24 protein-coding genes and 2 riboswitches are annotated in these 25,992 nt (G+C 71.3%); of the genes, 16 read left to right on the top strand and 8 right to left on the bottom strand.

What is annotated here, in order from left to right:
* Window positions 1-65 precede the first annotated feature (65 nt).
* The 6 genes from sucC to ribH all read left to right on the top strand — a co-directional run bounded on the left by sucC (window position 66) and on the right by ribH (window position 6,087).
* Window positions 66-1,247, top strand: a complete 1,182-nt coding sequence (sucC, locus tag O9K63_RS08085; RefSeq protein ID WP_277242215.1) for an ADP-forming succinate--CoA ligase subunit beta — start codon at window positions 66-68, stop codon at window positions 1,245-1,247.
* 18 nt (window positions 1,248-1,265) lie between these two features.
* Window positions 1,266-2,156 carry a succinate--CoA ligase subunit alpha gene (gene sucD / locus O9K63_RS08080; RefSeq protein WP_277242214.1) on the top strand — a complete coding sequence of 297 codons (891 nt, stop codon included), beginning with the start codon at window positions 1,266-1,268 and terminating at the stop codon, window positions 2,154-2,156.
* Window positions 2,157-2,341: 185 nt separating this feature from the next.
* A riboswitch (FMN riboswitch) is annotated at window positions 2,342-2,474 on the top strand.
* Between the two features lie 133 nt (window positions 2,475-2,607).
* Complete coding sequence (ribD, locus tag O9K63_RS08075) at window positions 2,608-3,771, top strand: bifunctional diaminohydroxyphosphoribosylaminopyrimidine deaminase/5-amino-6-(5-phosphoribosylamino)uracil reductase RibD (protein ID WP_277242212.1); 1,164 nt, start codon at window positions 2,608-2,610, stop codon at window positions 3,769-3,771.
* Complete coding sequence (locus O9K63_RS08070; protein ID WP_277242210.1) at window positions 3,771-4,382, top strand: riboflavin synthase; 612 nt, start codon at window positions 3,771-3,773, stop codon at window positions 4,380-4,382. The genes ribD and O9K63_RS08070 overlap by 1 nt, the downstream gene beginning before the upstream one ends.
* Window positions 4,379-5,626, top strand: a complete 1,248-nt coding sequence (locus tag O9K63_RS08065) for a bifunctional 3,4-dihydroxy-2-butanone-4-phosphate synthase/GTP cyclohydrolase II (RefSeq protein WP_277242208.1) — start codon at window positions 4,379-4,381, stop codon at window positions 5,624-5,626. Before O9K63_RS08070 ends, O9K63_RS08065 begins: the two co-directional genes overlap by 4 nt.
* Window positions 5,623-6,087: a 6,7-dimethyl-8-ribityllumazine synthase gene (gene ribH / locus O9K63_RS08060; RefSeq protein WP_277242206.1), complete on the top strand. Its 465-nt coding sequence runs from the start codon at window positions 5,623-5,625 to the stop codon at window positions 6,085-6,087. Before O9K63_RS08065 ends, ribH begins: the two co-directional genes overlap by 4 nt.
* 149 nt (window positions 6,088-6,236) lie before the next feature.
* Here the strand turns inward: ribH and O9K63_RS08055 are convergent, their stop codons facing one another.
* Both O9K63_RS08055 and O9K63_RS08050 read right to left on the bottom strand, forming a co-directional pair.
* The gene (locus O9K63_RS08055) at window positions 6,237-7,736 is read right to left on the bottom strand and encodes a hypothetical protein (protein WP_277242204.1); all 1,500 of its coding nucleotides are present in this window, start codon (window positions 7,734-7,736) and stop codon (window positions 6,237-6,239) included.
* Entirely contained in the window at window positions 7,723-8,244 is a 522-nt protein-coding gene (locus O9K63_RS08050; protein ID WP_277242202.1) for an RNA polymerase sigma factor, read from the bottom strand. The genes O9K63_RS08055 and O9K63_RS08050 overlap by 14 nt, the downstream gene beginning before the upstream one ends.
* A gap of 115 nt (window positions 8,245-8,359) precedes the next feature.
* On the opposite strand from O9K63_RS08050, the gene O9K63_RS08045 reads away from it, so the two are divergent.
* The 6 genes from O9K63_RS08045 to O9K63_RS08020 all read left to right on the top strand — a co-directional run bounded on the left by O9K63_RS08045 (window position 8,360) and on the right by O9K63_RS08020 (window position 14,330).
* Window positions 8,360-9,520 carry a cell division protein PerM gene (locus O9K63_RS08045; RefSeq protein ID WP_277242200.1) on the top strand — a complete coding sequence of 387 codons (1,161 nt, stop codon included), beginning with the start codon at window positions 8,360-8,362 and terminating at the stop codon, window positions 9,518-9,520.
* A 22-nt stretch (window positions 9,521-9,542) separates the two neighbouring features.
* The gene (purN, locus tag O9K63_RS08040; protein WP_277242198.1) at window positions 9,543-10,148 is read left to right on the top strand and encodes a phosphoribosylglycinamide formyltransferase; all 606 of its coding nucleotides are present in this window, start codon (window positions 9,543-9,545) and stop codon (window positions 10,146-10,148) included.
* A 29-nt stretch (window positions 10,149-10,177) separates the two neighbouring features.
* A riboswitch (ZMP/ZTP riboswitch) is annotated at window positions 10,178-10,256 on the top strand.
* A 28-nt stretch (window positions 10,257-10,284) separates the two neighbouring features.
* The gene (purH, locus tag O9K63_RS08035; protein ID WP_277242196.1) at window positions 10,285-11,883 is read left to right on the top strand and encodes a bifunctional phosphoribosylaminoimidazolecarboxamide formyltransferase/IMP cyclohydrolase; all 1,599 of its coding nucleotides are present in this window, start codon (window positions 10,285-10,287) and stop codon (window positions 11,881-11,883) included.
* Between the two features lie 29 nt (window positions 11,884-11,912).
* Window positions 11,913-12,770, top strand: coding sequence for a bifunctional methylenetetrahydrofolate dehydrogenase/methenyltetrahydrofolate cyclohydrolase (locus O9K63_RS08030; protein WP_277242194.1), 858 nt, complete (start codon window positions 11,913-11,915; stop codon window positions 12,768-12,770).
* Window positions 12,767-13,102 (top strand): DUF3017 domain-containing protein, encoded by a 336-nt coding sequence (locus O9K63_RS08025; protein WP_277242192.1) that lies wholly within the window; start codon window positions 12,767-12,769, stop codon window positions 13,100-13,102. Before O9K63_RS08030 ends, O9K63_RS08025 begins: the two co-directional genes overlap by 4 nt.
* A gap of 259 nt (window positions 13,103-13,361) precedes the next feature.
* Window positions 13,362-14,330, top strand: coding sequence for a hypothetical protein (locus O9K63_RS08020; RefSeq protein WP_277242190.1), 969 nt, complete (start codon window positions 13,362-13,364; stop codon window positions 14,328-14,330).
* Window positions 14,331-14,397: 67 nt separating this feature from the next.
* Here O9K63_RS08020 and O9K63_RS08015 read toward each other — a convergent pair whose 3' ends face one another.
* From O9K63_RS08015 to O9K63_RS07995, 5 genes are all read right to left on the bottom strand, one after another.
* On the bottom strand, window positions 14,398-15,393 hold the full coding sequence (locus O9K63_RS08015) for a malate dehydrogenase (RefSeq protein ID WP_277242188.1): 996 nt from the start codon (window positions 15,391-15,393) through the stop codon (window positions 14,398-14,400).
* An 88-nt stretch (window positions 15,394-15,481) separates the two neighbouring features.
* A complete protein-coding gene (locus tag O9K63_RS08010) occupies window positions 15,482-16,219 on the bottom strand; it encodes an anti-sigma factor (RefSeq protein WP_277242186.1) in 738 nt (245 codons plus the stop codon).
* Window positions 16,216-16,854, bottom strand: coding sequence for an ECF RNA polymerase sigma factor SigK (gene sigK, locus O9K63_RS08005; RefSeq protein WP_431190387.1), 639 nt, complete (start codon window positions 16,852-16,854; stop codon window positions 16,216-16,218). The genes O9K63_RS08010 and sigK overlap by 4 nt, the downstream gene beginning before the upstream one ends.
* 140 nt (window positions 16,855-16,994) lie before the next feature.
* A complete protein-coding gene (locus O9K63_RS08000; RefSeq protein WP_277242184.1) occupies window positions 16,995-18,515 on the bottom strand; it encodes a molybdopterin-dependent oxidoreductase in 1,521 nt (506 codons plus the stop codon).
* 106 nt (window positions 18,516-18,621) lie between these two features.
* Complete coding sequence (locus tag O9K63_RS07995; protein WP_277242182.1) at window positions 18,622-20,841, bottom strand: NADP-dependent isocitrate dehydrogenase; 2,220 nt, start codon at window positions 20,839-20,841, stop codon at window positions 18,622-18,624.
* Window positions 20,842-21,276: 435 nt separating this feature from the next.
* Here O9K63_RS07995 and O9K63_RS07990 point away from each other — a divergent pair, with 435 nt between their 5' ends.
* The 4 genes from O9K63_RS07990 (at window position 21,277) to O9K63_RS07975 (ending at window position 25,529) form a co-directional block, all read left to right on the top strand.
* Window positions 21,277-22,815 carry a sugar transferase gene (locus O9K63_RS07990; RefSeq protein ID WP_277242180.1) on the top strand — a complete coding sequence of 513 codons (1,539 nt, stop codon included), beginning with the start codon at window positions 21,277-21,279 and terminating at the stop codon, window positions 22,813-22,815.
* 144 nt (window positions 22,816-22,959) lie between these two features.
* Window positions 22,960-23,886: a UDP-glucuronic acid decarboxylase family protein gene (locus O9K63_RS07985; RefSeq protein ID WP_277242179.1), complete on the top strand. Its 927-nt coding sequence runs from the start codon at window positions 22,960-22,962 to the stop codon at window positions 23,884-23,886.
* Between the two features lie 78 nt (window positions 23,887-23,964).
* On the top strand, window positions 23,965-24,993 hold the full coding sequence (gene trpS / locus O9K63_RS07980; protein WP_277242177.1) for a tryptophan--tRNA ligase: 1,029 nt from the start codon (window positions 23,965-23,967) through the stop codon (window positions 24,991-24,993).
* 17 nt (window positions 24,994-25,010) lie between these two features.
* A complete protein-coding gene (locus tag O9K63_RS07975) occupies window positions 25,011-25,529 on the top strand; it encodes a 2'-5' RNA ligase family protein (protein ID WP_277242174.1) in 519 nt (172 codons plus the stop codon).
* On the opposite strand, the gene O9K63_RS07970 is transcribed toward O9K63_RS07975, so the two are convergent.
* Window positions 25,498-25,989 (bottom strand): MarR family winged helix-turn-helix transcriptional regulator, encoded by a 492-nt coding sequence (locus tag O9K63_RS07970; protein ID WP_277242172.1) that lies wholly within the window; start codon window positions 25,987-25,989, stop codon window positions 25,498-25,500. The genes O9K63_RS07975 and O9K63_RS07970 overlap by 32 nt on opposite strands.
* Window positions 25,990-25,992: the final 3 nt, after the last annotated feature.

Genomic DNA, 25,992 nt, shown 5'->3' with positions numbered 1-25,992 from the left:
GTCTCTCCCCGGGCGCTAGTCTCGACCCGCACCCCGTTACCACAGCAGAGGACGGAATCACCCTCGTGGATCTCTTCGAGTACCAAGCACGCGACGTGTTCGAGAAGCACGGCGTCCCGGTTCTTGCCGGCGCCGTCGCCACCACCCCGCAGGAGGCGCGAGCCGCCGCCGAGACCATCGGCCAGAAGAGTGGCGGCGTCACCGTCGTCAAGGCCCAGGTCAAGACCGGAGGCCGCGGCAAGGCCGGCGGCGTCAAGGTCGCCAAGACCGTGGACGAGGCCGAGGCGCACGCCGAGGCCATCCTGGGCATGGACATCAAGGGCCACACGGTCCACAAGGTCATGATCGCCCAGGGCGCGCAGATCGCCGAGGAGTACTACTTCTCCATCCTGCTCGACCGGGCCAACCGCACCTACCTCGCCATGTGCTCCGTCGAGGGCGGCATGGAGATCGAGCAGCTCGCCGTGGAGCGCCCGGAGGCGCTCGCCCGCATCGCCGTCGACCCGAACGTCGGCATCGACGACGCCAAGGCGAAGGAGATCGTCGAGGCGGCCGGCTTCGAGGCGGCCGACCAGCCCAAGATCGCCGACGCGATCAAGAAGCTGTGGGTCGTCTACCGCGACGAGGACGCCACCCTCGTCGAGGTCAACCCGCTGGTGAAGACCGAGCAGGGCGAGATCATCGCGCTCGACGGCAAGGTCACCCTCGACGGCAACGCCGACTTCCGCCAGCCCGACCACGCCGCCCTCGAGGACACCGCCTCGACCGACCCGCTCGAGGCCAAGGCCGGGGAGCTGGGGCTGAACTACGTCAAGCTCGACGGCAACGTCGGCATCATCGGCAACGGCGCCGGCCTGGTCATGAGCACCCTGGACGTCGTCGCCTACGCGGGCGAGGACCACACCGGCGGCGCGGCCGAGCCGGCGAACTTCCTCGACATCGGTGGCGGTGCCTCGGCCGAGGTCATGGCCAACGGCCTGGACGTCATCCTGGGCGACGAGCAGGTCAAGTCCGTCTTCGTCAACGTCTTCGGTGGCATCACCGCGTGCGACGCGGTGGCCAACGGCATCGTCGGTGCCCTGAAGACCCTCGGCGACAGCGCCAGCAAGCCCCTCGTCGTCCGTCTCGACGGCAACAACGTCGAAGAGGGCCGGCGCATCCTCGCCGAGTTCAACCACCCGCTGGTGTCCATCGCGGACACCATGGACGGCGCTGCCCGCAAGGCCGCCGAGCTGGCCGCGAAGTAAAGGACGTAGAGAACAGACATGGCAATCTTCCTCACCGCTGACTCCAAGGTCATCGTCCAGGGCATGACCGGCTCCGAGGGCATGAAGCACACCACGCTCATGCTCGCCGCCGGCACCAACGTCGTGGGCGGCGTCAACCCCAAGAAGGCCGGCCAGAGCGTCGACTTCCCCAACGGACAGTCCGTCCCCGTCTTCGGCTCCGTCGCCGATGCGATGAAGGAGACCGGCGCCGACGTGTCGGTCATCTTCGTGCCGCCGGCCTTCGCCAAGTCCGCCGTCGTCGAGGCCATCGATGCCGAGATCGGCCTCGCGGTCGTCATCACCGAGGGCATCGCGGTCAAGGACTCCGCGGAGTTCTACAACTACAGCAAGGGCAAGGCCACCCGGATCATCGGCCCGAACTGCCCCGGCCTGATCAGCCCCGGTCAGTCCAACGCCGGCATCATCCCGGCGAGCATCGCCGGCGCCGGCCGCATCGGCCTGGTGTCGAAGTCGGGGACGCTCACGTACCAGATGATGTACGAGCTGCGTGAGTTCGGCTTCTCCACGGCCGTCGGCATCGGTGGCGACCCGGTCATCGGCACCACGCACATCGACTGCCTCGAGGCCTTCGAGAACGACCCCGAGACCGACGCGATCGTCATGATCGGCGAGATCGGTGGCGACGCCGAGGAGCGCGCAGCCGACTACATCAAGGACCACGTGACCAAGCCGGTCGTCGGCTACGTCGCGGGCTTCACCGCTCCCGAGGGCAAGACGATGGGCCACGCCGGCGCCATCGTCTCCGGGTCCTCGGGCACGGCGGCCGCCAAGAAGGAGGCCCTCGAGGCCGCCGGAGTCAAGGTCGGCAAGACGCCGTCCGCGACCGCCGACCTCATGCGCGAGATCATGCAGGGCCTGAGCAAGTAGGACCTGCGCTCCTGACGAGGGGGGCCGACGACCACGCGGTCGTCGGCCCCCTTCGTCGTGCGTGGGCACGGGCGCGGATGCCGAGGGCTCCTACCCCGGCTGCGGCCCGACGACCGCTGTGAGCGGACCCACGTGCGGTCGGCGACGGGGGTCGAGTATCCTGAGCGCGTACGAACGAACGTCGTACGCGTGCTCCGGGGTCGGTGAAAATCCGAGCCGGCGGTGACAGTCCGCGAACTCCTCGTCCTCACGGAGGGGAGCCGAGCTGGTGGAACTCCAGCACCGACGGTGAAAGTCCGGATGGGAGGCAGCACGCGGTGGCGCCGCCGTGCTGCGTGGTCCTCCCACCGGTGCGGTCGAGGTCGACAGTCGACCTCCCGGTGCACACCGTCACGTCGCACGACGTGTCTCCCTCGCCCTCGTGGCTCGCGTCAGAGCACGAGAGGGCCCCATGAGCCAGCCGCTCGGCCACGCAGCCGGGGTCGACGCCGCCATGTCGCGTGCCGTCGACCTGGCCGCCCGTGCCCTCGGCCGCACCAGCCCCAACCCCGTCGTCGGGTGCGTCGTCCTCGACGCCGACGGCCGGGTCGCCGGGGAGGGCCTGCACGAGTTCGCCGGGGGACCGCACGCCGAGGTCAATGCCCTGCGTGAGGCGGGGGAGCGGGCCCGCGGCGGCACCGCCGTCGTCACCCTCGAGCCGTGCCGACACACCGGCCGCACCGGCCCCTGCACGCAGGCGCTGCTCGATGCCGGCGTCGCCCGCGTCGTCATCGCCGTGCCCGACCCCACCGGCCCCGCCGGTGGCGGAGCGCAGGAGCTGCGCGACGCCGGTGTCGAGGTGCTGGTCGGCACCGGTCGTGAGGCGGCCGAGCACGTCAACCGGGCCTGGCTGCACGCGATGGCACTCGCGCGCCCCCACGTCACGTGGAAGCTCGCCGCCACCCTCGACGGGCGCACTGCCGCCGCGGACGGCACGAGCCGGTGGATCACCGGTCCCGAGGCCCGCGCCGAGGTCCACCGGCTGCGAGCCCGCAGCGACGCGGTCCTCGTCGGTGGCGGGACGCTGCGTGCGGACGACCCGCACCTGGCCGTCCGGGAGGTCACCGACGCCGTCCAGCCGCTCCGGGTGGTGCTCGACTCCACGGCCGGGATCCCCCTGAGCGCCCGGGTCCTCGACGACGCGGCGCCGACCCTCGTCGTCGTGGCCGAGGGCGCGGACACCGACCACCTCGTCGCCGCCGGCGTCGACGTGCTCGCCGTGCGCCGAGCCACGCTCCCCGCGCACGGCTCCCGCTCCGCGCGCACCGGGGCTCTCGGAGACCCTGCGGGGGTGGGCGGCCTCGACCTCGCCGCGGTGCTGGCCGCCCTGCACGGGCGCGGCATCCGGTCCGTCCTGCTCGAGGGCGGAGCCCACCTCGCGGGCTCCTTCGTCGCGGCCGACCTCGTCGACGAGGTCGTCGCGCACGTCGCCCCGGTGCTGCTCGGCAACGGGAGCCCCGTCCTGCAGGACGCGGACATCACGACCATCACCGAGGCGTTGCGCCTCACCACCACCGACGTCACCCGCCTCGGCGACGACGTCGCCATCACCGCCACCGTGAGAAGGGACCACTGATGTTCACCGGGATCATCGAGGAGCTCGGGGAGGTGGTCGCCATCGAGCAGGGCACCGACTCCAGCCGGATCACCGTCCGCGGCGATGTCACCACGAGCGACCCGGCCCACGGGGCCTCGATCGCCGTCAACGGCGCCTGCCTCACCGTCACCGACACGGAGGCGAAGGGGGGCGAGGTCACCTTCGACGTCATGGCCGAGAGCCTGCGCCGCACCGGCCTCGGCGACCTCGCCGTCGGTGACGCCGTCAACCTCGAGCGGGCGATGGTCCTCGGCGCCCGGCTGGACGGCCACCTCGTCCAGGGTCACGTCGACGGGACCGCGACCATCCTCGAGCGCCGTCCCGGCGACCGCTGGGAGGAGGTGCGGGTCTCCCTCGACCCGCAGCTCGCCCCCTTCGTCGTGGAGAAGGGATCGATCTGCCTCGACGGCGTCAGCCTGACCCTCTCGGCGGTCGGGGAGGACTACGTCGAGGTCGCCCTGATCCCCACCACCCTCGAGCTGACCACGTTGGGCCGCAAGGGGATCGGCGACCGGGTCAACGTCGAGGTCGACGTCCTCGGCAAGTACGTGAACCGCATGCTCGCACTCGACACGGGAGAGAACCGATGAACCGGCGTGACGACCTGCTCGACGACGTCGAGACCGCGATCGAGGCGATCGCGGCGGGCGAGCCGGTGCTCGTCGTCGACGACGCCGACCGGGAGAACGAGGGCGACATCATCTTCGCCGCCGACGCCGCGACCCCCGAGCTGATGGGGCTGACCGTGCGCCTCGGCAGCGGCGTGATCTGCGTGGCGATGACCGGCGAGGAGCTCGACCGGCTCGCGCTGCCCCCGATGACGGCGATCAACGAGGACTCCAAGGGCACCGCCTACTCCGTCTCCGTCGATGCCGCCCGGGGCGTGACGACCGGCATCAGCGCCGCCGACCGGGCCCGTACCGCGCAGCTGCTCGCCGACCCGACCACGGTGCGCAGCGACCTCGCCCGACCGGGTCACGTCTTCCCCCTTCGCTCCCGCAACGGTGGCGTGCTCGTGCGACGCGGACACACCGAGGCGGCGGTCGACCTGTGCCGCCTCGGCGGGCGCGCCCCGGCCGGCGTCATCTGCGAGGTGGTCGAGGAGGACGGGTCGATGGCCCGGCTGCCCTCCCTGCGCCGCCTCGCCGACGAGCGCGGCTGGCCGCTGGTCAGCATCGCCGACCTCGTCGAGCACCGTCGTCGCACCGAGGCCCTCATCGAGCCGGTCGTGACGACCCGGCTGCCCACGGCCAACGGCGAGTTCACCGCGCACGGCTTCCGCTCGGGGATCGACGGCAGCGAGCACATCGCGCTCGTCCACGGCGACATCACGACCGGGACCCCGCTGGTGCGCGTGCACAGCGAGTGCCTCACCGGGGACGTCTTCGGATCCCTGCGTTGCGACTGCGGCCCCCAGCTCGAGGCCTCCCAGCGCGTCATCGTCGAGGCGGGTGCCGGCGTCATCGTCTACGTGCGCGGTCACGAGGGGCGGGGCATCGGCCTCGTCGACAAGCTGCGCGCGTACGCCGCGCAGGACGCGGGCGCCGACACCGTCGACGCCAACTCCGACCTGGGGCTGCCGGTCGACGCCCGGGACTACACCCACGCGGCGCAGGTCCTGCGCGAGCTCGGCGTCACGCGGCTGCAGCTGCTGAGCAACAACCCGGCCAAGGTCCAGGCGCTCGGCGCCCTCGGCATCGAGGTCGTCGGCCGCACCTCGCTGCCGGCCGGGATCACCGACGACAACCTGCGCTACCTGCGCACCAAGAGGGACCGGATGGGCCACGACCTGCCGTGGCTGCCGGCCGACAACCAGGACAGGAGCACGACATGAGTGGGCACGGCGCACCGAGCATCGACATCACCGACGCGGGGGACCTGAAGGTCGCCATCGTCGCCTCGAGCTGGCACACCGTCGTCATGGACGGTCTCGTCGCGGGGGCGCAGTCGGCCCTCGGCGACGCAGGCATCACGGCCGAGCTCGTGCGCGTCCCGGGCAGCTTCGAGCTGCCCGTCGTCGCGTCGGCACTGGCCGCCACGCACGACGCCGTCGTCGCCCTCGGGGTCGTGATCCGCGGTGGCACACCGCACTTCGACTACGTGTGTGCCGCGGCGACCGACGGACTCTCCCGCGTGGCGGTGGAGACCGGCACCCCCGTCGGCTTCGGGCTGCTCACCTGCGACGACGAGGCGCAGGCCCTCGCGCGCGCGGGCCTGCCCGACTCGACGGAGGACAAGGGACGCGAGGCCGCCGAGGCGGCCGTGGCGACGGCACTGCTGCTGCGCCGCTCCTGACGGACCCCGCCGACGCCGTGACCCGCGCCTCAGAGGGTGGTCTCCGCGTGGGCGCGGGGATTAGCCTGTGACAGCAGCGCCGACCCGGTCGATCCCCCCTGCTCCCGGGTCGGCGCTGTCTTGCCGGCGTGCGGAGGACCGTCCCGGTCTCAGCGCGCGGCGGCCAGCTCCGAGATCCTCGTCAGCTCCGAGACGGCGACCGAGTCGGTCAGCGGCTCCGGTGCCGTCTTCGCCTCGGTCAGGTGCAGCACGGAGACGCCCTGACCCTGCATCCGCACCACCGCGATGTACGTGGTCAGCTCGACCTGCTGCAGCCTGAAGATGCCCGGGGCGAGCTGGGTGGTCGAGCCGCCGATCGCCGGACCGGGGCAGGTGCCGCTGCCGTACCCGGCGAGCAGCTCCGAGCGCACCGCGTCCGCGTCGGCGGAGACGGCGATGTACTGCCGGCCGAAGTAGTTGGCCTCGCCCGGGCCGGAGCGGATGCCCGTCGCCGCCACCGGGGCGTCGAGCTCGCTCGTGATGCACGACTCGATGTACGGCGGCGCCCCCTCGAGGTGGAGCGGCCCGGCCGTCGTCGCCGCACCTCCGGTGAGGGCCGGGGAGGCCCACTGGTCGGCGGGGAGGAAGCGTGAGCTGTCGATGGTCCCGTCGGGTGTGCTCGACGACGGCACGCTCGACGAGGGTGCGCCGGTCGTGCCGGTGACGGTCTCGCCGGTGCTGGGGTCGTCACCGGTGCCGGTGTCCTCCGGGAGCGGCGGGATGAGCGTGGTCTCCGGTGAGGGGGTGGTCGTCGTGTCGGTTGCCGTGTCGGTGGCGGTGGCAGTCGCCTCCGACGTCGAGGTCTCCCGCGTGAGGTCGGCCTCCCCGATGACGGCCAGGGCCAGCTGCCGGATGTCCTCGGGAGCGAGTTCGCCGTCCCCTCGTGCGGGGACCCGGAGGAAGGACAGCCCGTCACCGTCGGTGACCTCGATCCGCCAGGTGCGGGTGCCGTCGGCCTCCTCCATCAACCAGGCGCGGTAGGACGCGCCGCCGGTCAGGGTGCCGCGTGTCCGGTCGGTGGTCGTGAGGTCGCTGCAGCGCTCGAGGGCGGTCTCGACGGCCTGCGCCAGCGGCTCCGAGCCGGGACGGGGCACGCCGATCCACTGGCCGGCGGGGACGCCCCCGTCGGCGAGCCGGGGGGCACCCCGGGACCACGAGGCGTCGTCGGTGGGCTCGAAGCAGGTGGTCCCGTCGGGAGCGTCCGTGGTCGTCGCCTCGACGGGGCGGTCGAGGACCGCGGCCCAGCTGCCGGCACCGAGCATGGTCAGGCGCGAGGCGGAGCCGGAGCTGCTCGTGGTCTCCTGCTGCGTGGTCGACGTCGCGACCGGACGGTCGGGCGACTGGTTGGCCACGTAGAGGCCGGCGGTGGTGGCGACGACGGCTGCGGCGGCCGCCCCCGCGATGACGGCGAAGGAGCGCCGACGGCTGCGGTGCACGGCCAGGTCGGTGACGGAGGACCCGTCGCCCGTACCCCTGCCCTCCGCGCGGGCCCGGACGGACTCCGGCTCCGGGAGGGGTCGCGCCGACACGTCGTCCATGAGCGACATCAGTGCCGCCCGGACGAGCTCGTCGTCCTCGGGCCCCCACGACGGGTCGTCATGCCTGGCCATCGGGGCCTCCTTCGGTGTCGGGTGCGGTCAGGGTCCGGGCGAGCTGGGCACGGCCGCGGTGCAGCCTGGCCTTGATGGTGCCCGGTGGGGAGCCGGTCTGCCGGGAGATCTCGTCGACCGACATGTCGGCCAGATAGTGCAGGGCCACGGTCTCGCGCAACTCCGGTCCGAGGGTCCGCAGGGCGGTCACCACAGCCACGCGGTCCTCGCTCGGGCCAGCGGGTCCGCTCTGCTCTCCGTGTCGTTCCATCGCCTTGGTCCGGTTCGTGTCCTTGCGCCATGCGGAGATGGCGATGCGCCGCGCGACGGTGCGCACCCATGCCAGCGGCTCATCGGCTGCGCTCACCTGGTCCCAGCGTTGCCACGCCCGGGCGAACGCCTCCTGAGTGGCGTCCCTGGCCAGCTCGAGGTCACCCGTCGACGCGTAGACGACATGCACGACTCGTTGCGCGGAGGCTCGGTAGAACTCGTCGAACTCGGCCGCCGCCGACACCACCCCTCCCTTCATTCACCCCTCCAGACGCGCGAGTCGGTGACGCGGTTGCATCTGTCCCGACAATTCACCTCCGACGCTACGGCTTGTCTGCGCCCTGCGTGCGGGTTCGTGGGCGACGATGGGGGGCGTGACCGTGCTGGAGCTCATCAGGTCCGCGACGACCGTCGACCAGGACCTCCGCCGGCGACCCGAGCTGCGGGCCGCCGGGACGGGGGCGTTGACCGCCCTTGCCGGGCTGTGTGCACCCGTGGTGCTCGTCCTGCTGGCGGCGCTCGCCGTTCCTCGTGCCGCTGCCGGCGTGGGGGAGTCGATCGGGGCCGGGGCGCTGCTGTGGCTCGTCCTCGGCGGTGCCCGGCTCGACCTCGAGGGAGGCACCCTGGCGTTCACCCCGCTGCTGTGGACCCTCGCCCTCCTCGCGCTCGGTCGGTGCGGCGCGCGCCGGGGCCTCCCGCGGGCGCCCGACCTGCGCCTGCAGGGGTCCTGGCTCGGCGGGTACGCCGGGGTCGGTGGGGTCGTGGCCCTGCTGGGCCTGCTCGCGCCGGTGGGCCCGGACCCGCTCTCCCTCCTCCTCCCGCTCGTGGTCCTGCCTGCAGTGGCGCTGGTCTGGGCGCACGGGCTGCCCGACCGCGTGCTCGGCGTGTGGGAGCGTGCCCCCGTCGCCGTGCACCGCGGGCTCGTCCCGGGGGCGAAGGGGGCGCTGGTCACCCTCGTGGTCGGTTCAGTGCTCGTGCTCGTGGCCACCGGGATCAACGTCGCGCGCGTGCTGCAGGTCCACGCCGACCTCGGGGCGGGCTTCTTCGGTGGGCTGCTGCTCGTGCTGCTGCAGGTCGGCGCGTTGCCCAACCTGGGCATCTGGGGAGCCAGCTTCGCCGCCGGGCCCGGCTTCGCCGCCGGGGGAGCCACCACCACGTGGGCCACGGCCGACTCCGGGCTGCTGCCGATGGTCCCGGTGCTCGCGGCGCAGCCGCAGCCGGGGGACCTGCCGTGGGCCATGAGCCTGCTCGTCCTGCTGCCGGTGCTCGTCGGCGCGTGGCTGGGCCGCGAGACGCTCGTCTGGGTGCCCCGGCTCGCCGCGACCCAGACCAAGCTCGCGGTCATCGCCGTCTCCGTCGCCGTCGCGGCGATCGGGGTCGTCGCCCTCGATGTGCTCGGCGGTGGCTCGCTCGGCGCCGAGCACCTCTCCCACGTCGGCGCACCCGCCGAGCTGCTCGGCCCCGCGCTCGCGCTCGAGCTCGGGCTGGGCGCCCTGGTGGTCTTCGCCCGCGAGTGGTGGGTCCTGCGCCGCTGACCGGCGCGGATAGACTCCCCGGGTGCGCGGCCCCCTTCGTCTCCTCGTCCTCGTCTCCGGATCCGGCTCCCTGCTGCAGGCCCTCCTGGACGCGCAGGCGACCGGCACGTTCCCCGCGGAGGTCGTCGCCGTCGGTGCCGACCGGCCGGGGTGCACCGGCCTCGAGCGGGCCGAGTCGGCGGGTCTCCCGACCTTCGTCGAAGCCGTCTCCGCCCACCCCGACCGGGCCACCTGGGACGCCGCCCTGGCCGAGCGGGTGCGCGAGTACGCCCCGGACCTCGTCGTCACCGCGGGGTTCATGAAGATCCTGGGCCCGGCCACGCTCTCGTGCGCCACCTTCCTCAACACCCACCCGGCGCTGCTGCCCTCCTTCCCCGGTGCGCACGGTGTGCGTGACGCCCTCGCCCACGGGGTGCGCGTCACCGGCTCGACCGCTCACCTTGTCGACGCGGGGGTCGACACGGGGCCGATCATCGAGCAGCGCGTCGTCGAGATCACCGACGAGGACACCGAGGAGACGCTCCACGAGCGGATCAAGGTCGTCGAGCGCACCATGCTCGTCGACGTCGTCACGCGCATGGCCACGGGTGGCTGGCGGGTCGAGGGGCGTCGCTGCCTCGTCGGCTGATTGGCTGGCCCCGACCGCGCCGCCGTAGAGTGGCCCCACACGACTGGCGAAGGTGGATCACCACCGGGGAGTGGAAGTCGGGGTGCATCGCCCGCCTGGGTGCGCCCACCGCGAAGCCGACCCACCAGGAGCATCCGTGTCCGATCGCCGTCCCGTCCGCCGCGCCCTCGTCTCCGTCTTCGACAAGACCGGTCTGGAGGACCTCGTCCGGGGTCTCGCCGACGCGGGCGTCGAGCTCGTCTCCACCGGTGGTTCGGCCGCCGCGATCGATGAGCTCGGCCTGCCCGTGACCAAGGTGGAGGACCTCACCGGCTTCCCCGAGTGCCTCGACGGGCGGGTGAAGACGCTGCACCCGCGCGTCCACGCCGGCATCCTCGCCGACACCCGTCTGCCCGACCACGTGCGTCAGCTCGAGGAGCTGGAGGTCGCCCCCTTCGACCTCGTCGTGGTCAACCTCTACCCCTTCGCCGACACCGTCGCCTCCGGGGCCGGCGTGCAGGACTGCATCGAGAAGATCGACATCGGCGGCCCGACGATGGTGCGTGCAGCCGCGAAGAACCACGCGTCCGTCGCGATCGTCACCGACCCGACCAGCTACGGCGAGGTCCTCGAGTCGGTGCGCGGCGGCGGTTTCACCCCGGCCCAGCGCGAGCGGCTCGCCACCGAGGCCTTCATCCACACCGCGACCTACGACGTGGCGGTCGCCTCCTGGCTGGGCTCGGTCGTCAGCCCGAGCGACGAGACCCGCTTCCCCGGATGGCTCGGCGGGACCTGGGCGAAGAAGTCCGGGCTGCGCTACGGCGAGAACCCGCACCAGGGTGCGGCCCTGTACGTCGCCGACGGCGTCGAGGGGCTCGCGCAGGCCGAGCAGCTGCACGGCAAGGAGATGTCCTACAACAACTACGTCGACGCCGACGCCGCCCTGCGTGCCGCGCACGACCACGCCGGCCTGCCGACCGTCGCGATCATCAAGCACGCCAACCCGTGCGGCATCGCGGTGGGGGAGACCATCGAGGCCGCGTACGAGCGCGCCCACGCGTGTGACCCGGTCTCGGCCTACGGCGGCATCGTCGCGAGCAACCGCCCGGTCACCGCGGCCATGGCCACCGCCCTGAACGACACCTTCTCGGAGGTCGTCCTCGCGCCGGACTTCGACGCCGACGCGTTGACGATCCTGAGGGAGAAGAAGAACCGGCGCCTGCTCAAGGTCGCCACGCCGACACCCGGTGGCGTCGAGATGCGTCCCGTCTCCGGTGGCCTGCTCGTCCAGGACCGTGACGCGATCGATGCGGTCGTCGGGGCGAAGGACGACGAGAAGCCGACCCAGGGGCACGGTGACGCCCCCGAGGCCTGGACCCGTGTCACGGGCCCGGCCGCGGACGAGGCGACCCTCGCGGACCTCGCCTTCGCGTGGCGCGCAGTGCGCGCGACGAAGTCCAACGCGATCCTGCTGGCCAAGGACAAGGGCTCGGTCGGCATCGGCATGGGCCAGGTCAACCGGGTCGACTCCTGCCACCTCGCGGTCGGTCGCGCGGGCGCGGAGCGGGCGAAGGGGGCCGTGGCGGCCTCCGACGCGTTCTTCCCCTTCGCGGACGGCCTGCAGGTCCTCCTCGACGCCGGGGTCTCCGCGGTCGTGGCGCCCGGAGGGTCGGTGCGTGACGAGGAGGTCGTCGCCGCGGCGGAGGCCGCCGGGATCACGATGTACTTCACCGGTACCCGGCACTTCGCCCACTGATCAGCGCCCCGCACTGGAAGGATGACCACGTGACTGCACAGATCCTCGACGGCAAGGCGGCGCTCGCTTCGATCAAGGAGGAGCTCAAGGGCCGGGTGGCCGCGCTCAAGGAGCGCGGCATCACCCCCGGCCTGGGCACCGTCCTCGTCGGTGACGACCCCGGCAGCCGCTGGTACGTCGGCGCCAAGCACAAGGACTGCGCCGAGATCGGGATCACGAGCATCCGCCGTGACCTGCCGGCCGACTCCACGCTCGAGGAGGTCCTCGCCGTCGTCCGCGAGCTCAACGAGGACCCGGAGTGCACCGGGTTCCTCGTGCAGCAGCCGACGGGGCTCGACGAGAACGCGATCCTCTCGGCCGTCGACCCGGGCAAGGACGTCGACGGCCTGCACCCGGTCAACCTCGGCCGACTGGTGCTGGGCGAGCCGGGCCCGCTGCCGTGCACACCGATGGGCTGCATCGAGCTGCTCCGTCGCCACGAGGTACCGATCAGGGGCGCCAAGGTCGCGGTCGTCGGGCGCGGGATCACCGTCGGTCGACCGCTCGGCCTGATCCTCACCCGGCGCAGCGAGAACGCCACGCCCGTCCTGTGCCACACGGGCACGAGGCACCTTGCGGCAGAGGTGCGTTCGGCGGACATCGTCGTCGCGGCGGCCGGCGTGCCCGGGATCATCACCGCCGACATGGTCAAGCCGGGCGCCGCGGTGCTCGACGTGGGGGTCAGCCGGGTCGAGGGCGAGGACGGCAGGAGCCGGATCGCCGGCGACGTGGCCGACGACGTCGCCGAGGTCGCCGGCTGGATCAGTCCCAATCCCGGAGGCGTGGGTCCGATGACCCGCGCCATGCTCCTGGCCAATGTCGTCGAGGCGGCCGAGCGCAGCCTGTGACGACCGACGAGCACGACGTGGCCGACGGCGACAGCGAGGACGACGCCGTTCCGCGTCGCCCCGCGTTGGACGTGCCGCCGCTGGCGGCGTGGTGGGTCATCGCCGCGGGGATCGTCGTGGGTCTGCTCTTCGTCCTCACCGACCACGTGCTGCGGGCGACCGCGGCAATCGGGGCCACGCTCGTGTTGGCTGCGGTCCTGCGGCTCGCGCTCTCCCCGGAGCGTGCGGGGGGCCTGATCGTCCGCGGCCGGATCCTCGACGCCCTCACCCTCGTCGTCCTCGCGACGCTGGTCGTCGTCTCCGGCTTCACCCTCGACATGACCCCCCGCTGACCCCACCGCAGCCACCCGCTCCCTGCCGCTGACACGGTGACACCACCACGCCCTCGAAGGTCAGTGGACATCCAACAAATGGTAAGGGTATTGCCAAATTTGGTAACCCCTGAGTAAGTTCATGACTGCTTCGACTCATCGTCGTCGGGACAGTGGGCGGAGCGCGGCTGTGCCACGGCGCGGTCGGGGGGTGGGGAGACGCCTCGAAGGCTGTCGGGCCGAGCCCGTCAGCCGGGGAACGGGGAACGGGGAACACGACATGGCACATCACAGCTGTCGAATTCTGGCGACGACGGGGGCGGCCGCCGGCCTCGTGGTCGCCGGAGCACTGGCGGGCACGGCCGCGGCGAAGGAGGACGGGGCAGAGCACGTCACCTTCTGCCACGAGGACGGTGTCGGCACGGGGTACGACCGGATCCCTCCTTCGGCCACCGGTGCCGTCAGAGGGCACGTCAACTGGGACTTCAAGAGTCACGCGTCATCCGACAACGGCCACGCTGAGGACATCGTCCCGCCGTTCACGTACACCGACCGGGACGGCGACCACGCGTTCCCGGGCCAGAACTGGGACGCCGAGGGGCAGGCCATCTACGACAACGACTGCGCAGTGCCGGTCGAGGAGCCGCCGGTCAAGGAGCCCCCGGTCAAGGAGCCCCCGGTCAAGGAGCCCCCGGTCAAGGAGCCCCCGGTCAAGGAGCCCCCGGTCAAGGAGCCCCCGGTCAAGGAGCCCCCGGTCAAGGAGCCCCCGGTCAAGGCGCCCCCGGTCAAGGAGCCCCCCGTCAAGGAGCCCCCGGTCAAGGAGCCCCCGGTCAAGGAGCCCCCGGTCAAGGAGCCCCCGGTCAAGGAGCCCCCGGTCAAGGAGCCCCCGGTCAAGGAGCCCCCGGTCAAGGAGCCCCCGGTCAAGGAGCCCCCGGTCAAGGAGCCCCCAGTCAAGGAGCCCCCGGGCGAGAAGCCCCCGGGCGAGAAGCCCCCGGTCAAGGCGGCCCAGGTCAAGGCGGCCCAGGTCAAGGCGGCCCAGGAGCCGCCGCCCCAGGGGCCGCCGGCCCAGCAGCCCCCGGTCCAGGGGCCCCCGGCCCACGGCACCGCGCAGAGGCCGGTGGTCGTCCATACCGACGGATTCACCACGGGTGGTGGCTCGCTGCTCACTGCCCTCGGAGTGGCCACGTTGCTGGGAGGCGGTGCTGCCGCGGTCACGATCGGTGTCCGCACCGCCACGCGTCGAGACTGAGCCGCCACGCGCAGGGCCCCGCACCAGATGGTGGTGCGGGGCCCTGCGTCGTGCTCGTGGCCGGTGGTCAGCCCTTGATGAGGCCGAGCTTGGTGACGGCGTCGCGCTCCTCGGCGAGCTCGGCGACCGAGGCGTCGATCCGGCCGCGGCTGAACTCGTCGATCTCCAGGCCCTGGACGATCTTCCACTTGCCGTCCTCGACGGTGACGGGGAAGGAGGAGATCAGGCCCTCCGGCACGCCGTACGAGCCGTCGGAGCAGACCGACATCGACACCCAGTCACCCGCGGGGGTGCCCAGGGACCAGTCGCGGGCGTGGTCGACTGTCGCGGAGGCGGCGGATGCCGCCGAGGACGCGCCACGGGCCTCGATGATCGCCGCGCCGCGCTTGGCGACGGTCGGGATGAAGGTGTTCTCCAGCCAGTCCTGGTCACCGACCGCCTCGGCGGCGTTCTTCCCGCCGACCTCGGCGTGGAAGAGGTCCGGGTACTGGGTCGCGGAGTGGTTGCCCCAGATCGTCATCTTCGTGATCTCGGTGACCGGCACGTCCAACTTGCTCGAGAGCTGGCTGATGGCGCGGTTGTGGTCGAGGCGCGTCAGCGCGGAGAACTGCTCGTTGGGGATGTCCGGAGCGTTGTTCATCGCGATGAGCGCGTTGGTGTTGGCCGGGTTGCCGGTGATCGTCACGTGGACGTCGTCCGCGGCGACCTTGTTCAGCGCAGCGCCCTGCGGGGCGAAGATGCCACCGTTGGCCTCCAGGAGGTCCCCGCGCTCCATGCCGGGGCCGCGGGGGCGGGCGCCGACGAGCAGGGCGTGGTTGACGCCCTCGAAGACCTTCTCCGGGTCGTCGCCGATCTCGACGCCGGCGAGGGTCGGGAAGGCGCAGTCGTCGAGCTCCATGACGACGCCCTCCAGTGCCTTCAGGGCCGGGGTGATCTCCAGCAGTCGGAGCTCGACGGGGGTGTCGGGACCGAAGAGGGATCCGCTGGCGATGCGGAAGAGGAGGCTGTAGCCGATCTGGCCTGCGGCGCCGGTGACGGCGACCTTGACGGGAGTGGTGCTCACGAGTACTCGTACCCCTTCGTGCGGGTGTTGGGGAGCAATTGACGTTCCGACCCTACTCCGCAGCGGGGTCGGGGCGTCATCCCGTCCGTCAGGACAGCTCCACGAGGGCGATCGGGTCGCTCGTCGGCTGGTCCGAGCCGCCGGCCGGCTCCACGGTGACGCCGACCCCCTTCGCCTGGTTGACGTCGCCGTCGAGGACCATCTCGCCGTCGGTCTCGCGCATCAGGCCGGCCGGGACCATGTTGCCCTCCTCGTTCTGCAGCCAGGCTTGGTAGACGCGGCCCTCGCCGGGGTCGTCCAGGCCGTCGAGGCGCAGCACGGCCTCACCCATCTGCTCGCTGCGGGTGACGACGATCGTGGCGCCGCCCGTGGTCTCCGCCTTCCAGCTGCGGGCGTCCGGCGCCGAGGCGACCTGCTCGGTGACACCGGCGGTCGTCTGCTCGACGACCTGCCACGTGATGCCGCCGCCGACGACGAGGGCTGCCGCCGCGGCGAGGCCGGCCACCCACCGGCGACGACGAAGAGGGATGACCCGGCCGTGCGCAGGGCGATCGCGCTCGCGCTCGGGCGGCACCTCCGCCTGCCGGACGGCGTCCGGTGGGTCCTGCCGGGTCCGGGCCGCCTGGGCGAGGATGCTCTCCCGCAGCGAGGGTGGTGGCTCGCTCGCGACCGTCTCGGCGAGCAGGGGCGCCACCTCGCGCAGCGAGGCGACCTCGTCGCGGCAGGTCGGGCAGCGACGCAGGTGCATCTCGAAGTCCACGCGCTCCTGCTCGGTGAGGGCGTCGAGCACGTAGGCGCCGGAGAGGCTGTGCAGGTCCTCACTCATGAGGTCACTCCCAACTGGTCTCGTAGGCGGATCAACCCGTCACGGATGCGGGTCTTGGCGGTGCCGAGGGGCAGGTCGAGCAGACCGGCGACCTCGCGGTGGGTGTATCCCCCGAGGTAGGCCAGGCTCACCGCCTCGCGCTGGGCGTCGGTCAGCCCGTGGAGCGCCGTGCGCACCCGATGGGCCTCCATCCTCTCGGTCGCTCTCTCGGCCGTCGTGTCGTAGTGGATGTCGCGGGTGCGCGCCTCCCAGGTCTCGTCCCGCGCGGTGGCCGACTGGCTGCTGCGGACCCGGTCGACGGCCCGACGGTGGGCCAGGGTCATCAGCCATGCATACGGCGAGCCCTTGGCCGCGTCGAAGGAGCTGGCGCGGCGCCAGACCTCGAGGTAGACCTCCTGGGTGACCTCCTCCGCCTGCGCCGGGTTGCGCAGCACACGCAGCACGAGGCCGTGGACTCGCGCGGACGTGGCGTCGTAGACACGGGCGAAGGCGGCGTCGTCCCCCTTCGCGACGTCGCGAAGGGTCGCGGCGAGCCGGTCGGACTCCGTGGCCGCGGGCAGCGTCGTCTCGCTGGAGGAGGCGCCGGTGGCACCTCCGCCCTCGTCCTTGCCGGGGAATGGCGTCACGGAGCCCATCATGCGTGATCGATCACTCGGCAGCCGGCAGGAGCAGGCCGTCGATGAGGCGGACGGTCGTCGAGTGGCTCATGGTCTGCCTCCGAATGGCGTGGGGGAGAGTGCATCTGGGGTTCGTGGCCACCTGCCGGTCGGATTGGTCAGGTCACGGTCACCGCGATCGAGTGCAGCCCCGTGGCGCCGGAGGGGAAGGGGTCAGCGGTGTCGGTCGTCTGCACCTCGCCGGTGCCGTCCGTCGCGCGGACGGTGAGCTCGTGCCGACCCTCGCCGGCCTCCCAGGGCAGGAACCACTGCCGCCAGCAGTCGATGTCCGCCTCGGCGCCCAGGGTGGCGCGCTGCCACGGCCCGTCGTCGACGCGCACCTCGACCTTCGTGATCCCGCGACCCTGGGCCCAGGCCACCCCACCGATCGTCACGCGTCCAGGGTCGAGGCCGGCCGACGGTGTCGGGGTGTCGATGCGCGACTGCGTCCTGACGGTCCCGTCCGTGGCCCAGCCCCGCTCGGTCCAGTACGCAGGGTGCTCGTCGTAGCGGGTCACGGTCATCCGGGTCAGCCACTTGGTGGCGCCGACGAAGCCGTACAGCCGGGGGGTGAGGAGACGGGCCGGGAAGCCCCTCTCGGCCGCCAGTGGCTCGCCGTTCATGCCGACGGCGACGAGGGCGTCGCGGTCGTCGAGCAGTGCGCTCAGGGGTGTGGAGATCGTCATCCCGTCCGTCGAGGTGGACAGCACCTGCAGGTCCGGGTTGCCCGGGTCCTCCTCGATCCCGGCGCGGGCGAAGAGCTCGCGCGTGAGGACACCCAGCCAGCGGGCATTGCCGACGTAGGGGCCGCCGACCGGGTTGGAGACGCAGTTGAGCGTGATGTCCCGCTCGACGGCGGGCATCGCGAGCAGCTCGTCGAGGTCGATCGTGAGGGGGGAGGGCACGTCGCCGTCGATGGTGAGCGACCAGTCCCGCGGGTCGACCTTCGGCACGAGGAGGGCGGTGTCGATCCGGTAGAAGTCCTCGTTCGGCGTGACGAAGGGGGTGATGCCCGCTCTGCCGAGATCGACCCCCTTCACCAGTGGTGGCAGCGGGTCGACCGCCGTGGGCAGGGTGATGGTGGCCGGTGCCCGACGGTGGACGAGTGCCTGGCCGCCGGCGCCCAGCGCGGCCGCCCCGAGGCCGGCGCCACCGAGCGCGAGGAGGCCACGACGGGTCGGCTCACCCGGCGCGGACCGGCCCTGCCCGAGGAGCCCGGTGCGGGAGACGAGCAGCTCCAGGGCGGCCACCCCGACGACGGCCGCCACGAGGGCGGGCAACCAGGCAAAGGACCCGGTCTGCGGTCGCAGCACCCCGGCGGCGCCGGCGAGGGCGGTGAGCACGAGCAGGACGGTGACGGCCGCGGCACGCGAGCGGGGACGAAGGAGTCCTGCCAGTGCGGCCAGCAGGAGCGTGACGACGACGACCGAACCGATGAGGACCGGCTTGTCCGCCGTGCCGAAGGTCGCGACCGCCCACTCCTTGACCGGCGTGGGGGTGAGGTCGATGACCTGGCCCCCGACGGCGAGGACCGGGGAGGCCGACGGCGAGACCAGTGCCGCGACGACGTGCGCGGCGGCGCCCCCGAGGGCGGTCGCGAGGATCCCGCACGCGGCCGCTGTGGCAGCTCGGACGTTCATGGCAGGGATTCGTCGCGGACCGGGTCGGCGGATTGGCCGGACACGACGAAGGGGGTCGCCGGCTGCAGCAGCAGCCGGCACGACCCCCTTCGCCTCCCGGGGTGTCTCACATGGAGTCGAGCACTGCGTTGAGGGTGGCGCTCGGACGCATCGCGGCCGAGGCCTTCTCGGCGTCCGGCTTGTAGTACCCGCCGAGGTCGACGGGTGAGCCCTGGACGTCGACGAGCTCACCGACGATCGTCTCCTCGTCGGCCGCGAGGCGCTCGGCGACGGGGGTGAACCGCTCCTTCAGCTCGGCGTCCTCGCCCTGGGCGGCCAGCGCCTGCGCCCAGTAGAGGGCGAGGTAGAAGTGGCTGCCGCGGTTGTCGATCTGACCGATCTTGCGAGCCGGCGACTTGTTCTCCTCGAGGAAGGTCGCGATCGCGGTGTCGAGGGTGTCCGCCAGGACCTGCGCCTTCGGGTTGTCGAAGTTCTGCGCAAGGTGCTCCAAGGAGGCGCCCAGGGCCGAGAACTCGCCGAGGGAGTCCCAGCGCAGGTAGTTCTCCTTGACGAACTGCTGGACGTGCTTCGGGGCGGAGCCACCGGCGCCGGTCTCGAAGAGGCCGCCGCCGTTGAGCAGCGGGACGATCGAGAGCATCTTCGCGCTGGTCCCGAGCTCGAGGATCGGGAAGAGGTCGGTGAGGTAGTCGCGCAGCACGTTGCCGGTGACGGAGATGGCGTCCTTGCCGGCGCGGATCTGCTCCAGGCAGAAGACGACCGCATCCTGCGGCGGCATGATGCGGATGTCCAGACCATCGGTGTCGTGGTCGCCGAGGTACTGGTTGACCTTGGCGATGACCTGCGCGTCGTGCGCGCGCTGCTCGTCGAGGAAGAAGACCGCCGGCGCGCCGGTGGCGCGGGCGCGGGTGACAGCGAGCTTGACCCAGTCCTGGACGGGGATGTCCTTGACCCGGCTCATGCGCCAGATGTCGTCCTTCTCGACCGAGTGCTCCATGAGGGTCTCGCCGGCGGCGTTGGACACCGTGACGGTGCCGGCCTCGGGGATCTCGAAGGTCGTGGGGTGCGAGCCGTACTCCTCGGCCTTCTGCGCCATGAGTCCGACATTGGGCACGGTGCCGATCGTCGCAGGGTCGAGGGCGCCGTGCTGCTTGTGCTCCTCGATGACGGCGGCGTACATGGTGCCGTAGGAGCGGTCGGGGATCATCGCGAGCGTCTCGGACTGACCGTCGTCGGCGTTCCACATCTGGCCGGAGTCGCGGATGACGACCGGCATGGAGGCGTCGATGATGACGTCGCTGGGCACGTGCAGGTTGGTGATGCCCTTGCTGGAGTCGACCATGGCCAGGCCCGGGCGCTCCGTCGACAGCGCGTCGATGTCGGCGCGGATCGCGGCGGCTGTCTCCTCGGGGAGGTTCTCGAGCTGGCTGTAGAGCGAGGCGAGACCGTAGCGCAGGTCGACACCGGCCTCGGCGAGTGCCTCGGCGTGGGTGTCGACGACCGAGCCGAGCCAGGCGGCGACGGCGTGGCCGAAGAGGATCGGGTCGGAGACCTTCATCATGGTGGCCTTGAGGTGCAGCGAGAGGAGCAGACCCTCCTCGCGCGCTGCCTCGATCTGCTCGCGGTAGAACGCGCGGAGCGCGGAGGCCGACATGAAGGTCCCGTCGACGATCTCCCCCTTCGTCACGGCGAGGGAGTCCTTGAGGACGACCTCGTCACCACCGCTCGTGGTGAGCGTGATCCGCAGGGTGTCGTCGTCGGGCATGACGACGGACTTCTCGTTGCCGTAGAAGTCGCCACCGGACATCGAGACGACGCGGGCCTTGTTGTCGGCGGTCCACTCACCGAGTCGGTGCGGGTGCTTCTTCGTGAAGTTCTTCACCGCCTGCGGGGCGCGACGGTCGGAGTTGCCCTCACGCAAAACGGGGTTCACCGCGGAGCCGAGCACGTTGGCGTAGGCGGCGGCGACCTTCTTCTCCTCCTCGGTGCCGGGGGAGTCCGGGAAGTCGGGCAGGTCGTACCCCTGGCCCTGCAGCTCGGTGATGGCCGCCTTGAGCTGCGGCACGGAGGCGGAGATGTTCGGCAGCTTGATGATGTTCGCCTCGGGCGACTGCGTCAGCTCGCCGAGCGCGGCGAGGTTGTTCGGGACGCGCTGCTCCTCGGTGAGGCGGTCGGGGAACTGGGCGAGGATGCGCCCGGCGAGCGAGATGTCGCTCGTCTCGAGCTCCACACCGGTGCCCGAGGTGAAGGCCTGGACGATCGGCAGGAGCGAGTGGGTGGCGAGCGCCGGCGCTTCATCGATCTTGGTCCAGATGATCTTCGCGGTCATGGGTGTCCCTCCGTGGGTGTGGGGTTCGTCGCACCGATCTTCCCACGCGCCCGTGCACCCCTCGACGTGGCCGCCAATATCGTCAGGCTCTAGTCAAGAACAGTAAAGGGTTGGTAAGGTCCTGAGTCAACGAGTGATTGATCCTGGGGAGGGGAGCTCTCGTGTACGGGGAAGACGTGATTCTTGTGGGGTGGATCGTTGTGCCGCTGATCGCATACGCCGGGGGGAGACTGGCGTTGGTCAGGACAGAGCGCAGAGGGAGGCGGCAGCCGGTCCTCGATGCGGAGGAACGGCTGGCGCAACTGCGGCGTCTGCGGGACCAGGGTCTCGTGATTCCGCGTGGTCGGATGGCGGATGCCCTCCGGCTTGCCGAGGGCGCCGGCGCGCTGGCCGCTCCTGAGGTCCGGCAGCCTTGACATGGCTCCGGTCGCGCCGATGGGGCCCCCAGCGGCGGCAGATGACGATCAACACCCCACTCTGCGGCAGGTACGCACCCGGATCGCCCTGACCGACCTCGTCCTGATCGTGTGGGCGGTCTTCGGAGCCCTGATCCTGCGTTTCGGTGTCGAAGCCGGTTCGGACATCGCGGCCAGCACCGACCAGTTCTCGCTGGGATATCCCACGTTCAGCGCGGCGCTGGCCCTGGTCTGGTGGCTCTCCCTGTGCCTGCACGGTGCCTACGAGGTCGAGATACTCGGTCGCGGCGCGACCGAGTACCGCCTGCTGATGAATGCCACTCTGCGGGTCTTCGCCGGCGTGGCTCTGCTCGCCTATGCATTCAAGGTGGAGGTGGCACGTGGGTATGTCCTGCTCGCACTGCCGGCAGGCTTGATCGCGCTCTTCGTCGCCCGCCAGGTGTGGCGGCGATGGCTGGGTGCGGAACGCCGGGCGGGAGAGTTCAACCACGATGTCCTCGTCGTCGGTGAAGCGGGACACGCACAAGGACTGATCGACGCCTTCGCCAGGGTGCCGGAAGCAGGGTACGGGGTGGTCGGGGTGTGCACCTCCACGACGGAGGCAGAGCGGGTGGGGGGCGTCCCGGTCGTCGGTAGCGAGCACCAGGCCGCACAACTGGCCATCGAGCTGGGTGTTGACATCGTCGCCTGCAGCGCCGTGCACCGTCTCGGCTCATCCGGGTTGCGGCGCCTGGGCTGGGCCCTCGAGGGAAGCGGGATCGAGCTCCTCCTGTCACCCGGCCTGACCGAGATCGCCGGGTCGCGCGTGGTCGCCCGACCCGTGGCCGGCCTCCCCCTCCTGCACGTGGAGACCCCGACGTTCTCGGGTCCGGCCCTGATCATCAAGTCCACACTGGACTGGTTGGTGGCGCTGGGGTTGGTGATCGCGCTCTCGCCCCTCATGTTGATCGTGGCCGCGCTCATCAAGATCCAGGACGGGGGGCCTGTCTTCTTCCGACAGCAGCGGGTCGGGCTCGACGGGGAGGCATTCCAGATGACCAAGCTCCGCTCCATGCGGGTCGATGCAGAGGCCGAGCTGGAGGAGCTGAAGCGACAACAGCTGCAGGAGCGCGCGTCGGCCGTTCTCGAAGAGGCTCGTCAGCATGGCGTTGCTCCCGGACGCGGGGTCGAGGAGGCCGCGGGGACGGAGGTGGACCGAGGGGTCCTGTTCAAGATGGAGCGCGATCCGCGGATCACTCCCGTCGGACGTTTCATCCGGCGGTACTCGATCGACGAGCTGCCTCAGCTCTTCGATGTGCTGAGCGGAAAGATGAGTCTCGTCGGTCCACGCCCCCCGCTGCCCGACGAGGTCTCGAAGTACGAGTGCGACGTGCATCGCCGACTTCTCGTCAAGCCGGGGCTCACCGGCCTGTGGCAGGTCAATGGACGCAGCAACCTCTCCTGGGACGAGTCGGTGCGACTGGACCTGTACTACGTGGAGAACTGGTCCGTGGCCCTCGACATGCTCATCCTGTGGCGAACCTCTGCCGCGGTGTTCGGCAAGGACGGTGCCTACTGACGTGCTACCTCCGGAGGGGGAGGAGTGCCCGGACGCGGGCATTCCGGGTTACCCTGAGGTAACCCGGAGTGCCGGGCTACCGAGTCGAGAGGGGTCGTCCGCGTGGACACAGCGTCGGAGCGGCGGGTGCAGCCGCGCCGGGTAATGGTCACCGGCGGCGCCGGCTTCATCGGCTCCCACATCACCGAGCGCCTGCTTGAGCAGGGGCACGAGGTGCTCGTCGTGGACAACTTCTACTCGAGTACCCGACGCAACCTCGTCCATCTGCTCGACCGTCCCAACTTCGAGCTGATGCGCCACGACGTGACCTTCCCCCTCTACGTCGAGGTCGACGAGATCTACCATCTCGCGTGCCCGGCGAGCCCGATCTACTACCAGCGCGATCCGGTGCAGACGACCAAGACGAGCGTGCACGGCTCCATCAACATGCTCGGTCTGGCCAAGCGCACCGGAGCGAAGATCCTGCTGTCGTCGACCTCGGAGGTGTACGGCGACCCGCAGGTGCACCCCCAGACGGAGGACTACTGGGGCAATGTCAACCCGATCGGAGTCCGGTCCTGCTACGACGAGGGCAAGCGGTGTGCGGAGACGCTCTTCTTCGACTACCGGCGCCAGCACGGCCTCGGCACCAAGGTGGCCCGGATCTTCAACACATACGGCCCACGGATGCAGCCGGATGACGGCCGTGTCGTATCCAACTTCATCTGCCAGGCCCTGGCCGACCAGCCCTTGACCGTCTACGGCGACGGGAGCCAGACCAGGTCCTTCTGCTACGTCGACGACCTCGTGGACGGCCTGATGTCCCTGATGGCCTCTCCCCATGAGGTGACCGGGCCGATGAATCTGGGCAACCCCGTCGAGTTCACGATGCTCGAGCTGGCCGAGCTCGTCCTCGAGCTGACGGGGAGCAGCTCGCAGATCCACCACCGACCCCTCCCCGAGGACGACCCGACGCGTCGTCGGCCCGACATCAGCCGAGCCCGCGACGTGCTCGGCTGGGAGCCGAGGGCGCGACTGAGGGACGGACTCGTGCGCACGATCGCCTACTTCACGGACCACTCACCACGGTGATCCGGAGTGGGCGGGAGGCCCGCGTGCCACGACAGGTCGAGTGCGGGACCCGTTCCTGCTGCTGACAGAATGCCGCACATGCCCACGTCGAACACCCCGGCCGACCAGCGGCCCCGCATCCTCTCCGGGATGCAGCCCACCAGCGACTCCCTCCACCTCGGCAACTACCTGGGGGCACTGGTCAACTGGGTGGGACTGCAGGAGGAGTTCGACGCGTACTACTTCGTCGCCGACCTGCACGCGCTCACGGTGCCGACGGACCCGGCCGACATCACCCGTCGCAGCCGCGTCACGGCCGTGCAGTACATCGCGGCCGGGGTCGACCCCGAGCGCTCGGCGATCTTCTGCCAGAGCCACGTGCGCGAGCACACCGAGCTGATGTGGATCCTCGCCTGCCAGACCGCCTTCGGCGAGGCCAACCGGATGACCCAGTTCAAGGACAAGACGGCCAAGGGCGGCAACGCCAATGTCGGCCTCTTCACCTACCCGATCCTCATGGCCGCGGACATCCTGATCTACGACGCGGCGCGCGTGCCCGTCGGTGACGACCAGCGCCAGCACCTCGAGATCACCCGTGACCTGGCGCTGCGGTTCAACGCCCGCTTCGGCGACACGCTCGTCGTCCCCGAGCCGCACATCATCAAGGAGTCGGCGCGGATCATGGACCTGCAGGACCCCACCGGCAAGATGAGCAAGTCGGCCTCCTCGGACAAGGGCCTGATCTCGCTGCTCGACGAGCCCAAGCGGATCGCCAAGAAGATCCGCTCGGCCGTCACCGACACGGAGGGCGAGGTCCGCTACGACCCGGACCACAAGGCCGGCGTGTCCAACCTGCTGTCGATCCACTCGGCCCTGTCCGGCACGACGATCGCCGACCTCGAGTCGCAGTTCGCGGGCCGGGGCTACGGGGACCTGAAGAAGGAGGTCGCCGACGTCGTCGTCACCGCGGTGGAGCCGTACCAGACGCGGATGGCCGAGCTGATGGACGACCCGGCCGAGCTCGACCGGATCCTGGCGAAGGGGGCCGCCCGCGCCGGGGAGGTCGCCTCCGCGACCCGTGACCGGGTCTTCGACAGCGTCGGTCTCCTCCCCGCCGCGCGAGGCTGAGCGTGGCGGTGCACGGTGTGTCGATCGCGGTCCCGGAGCCGTGGGACGGCCAGCTGCAGAAGGAGCGCGAGGAGGTCGGTGACCCGATGGCCCACGCGATCCCGCCGCACATCACGCTGATGCCGCCGACGGAGATCGCCCCACGGGAGATGGACCGGTTCGTCGACCACCTCGAGATGGTCGCCGCCCACCACGGGCCCTTCACGATCCACCTGCGGGGTACCGGGAGCTTCCGACCGGTCAGCCCCGTGGTCTTCGTCCAGGTCTCCGAGGGCATCCCGATGTGCGAGCGGCTGGAGCAGGCGGTGCGCCGTGGCCCCGTCTCACGGGACCTGGAGTTCCCCTACCACCCGCACGTGACGATCGCCCACGACATCGACGAGTCGGGGCTCGACCGGGCCTTCGACGACTTCGCCGGGTTCGAGGCGAGCTTCGAGGTCAGTCGCTTCCACCTCTACGACCACGGCCCGGACGGCGTCTGGCGGCCGATGGTCGACTTCGATCTCACGGGCGAGCGTCTGCAGCCCTCATCGTGATGTCGCCCTCGGGGTCCAGGCTGCTCAGCAGCGAGCCGGCGATCTCGCCGAGCTGATCGACCTGCTCCGGCGTGAGCTGGTCGAGGATCCGCTCCCGGACGAAGGCCACGTGGCCCGGGGCGGCCGACCGGATCGTGGTCCACCCGTCATCGGTGAGCACGGCATCCGTGGCCCGGGCGTCCGTGGCGCTGCGCGCCCTGGCGACGAGGCCCCGGTCCTCGAGCCGCTTGACCACGTGGGACAGTCGCGGCAGCGTCGCGTTGGTGCGCCGGGCCAACCACGACATGCGCAGGGTGCGTTCGGGCGCCTCGGAGAGCATCGCGAGCACCTGGTACTCGAAGTGGGTGAGCCCGGCATCCCGCCGTGACTGCGCATCCAGTCGTGCCGGCAGGACCTCGGCGAGCCCGATGAGGCGCAGCCAGGTCACCATCTCCGCGTCGTCGAGCCACCGGGGTTCCATGAG

This window comes from Janibacter cremeus, from assembly GCF_029395675.1.
Lineage (GTDB): Bacteria > Actinomycetota > Actinomycetes > Actinomycetales > Dermatophilaceae > Janibacter > Janibacter cremeus_A.
The sequence above is the reverse complement of the archived record's forward strand: the minus strand, read 5'-3'. Positions and strand labels throughout refer to the sequence as shown.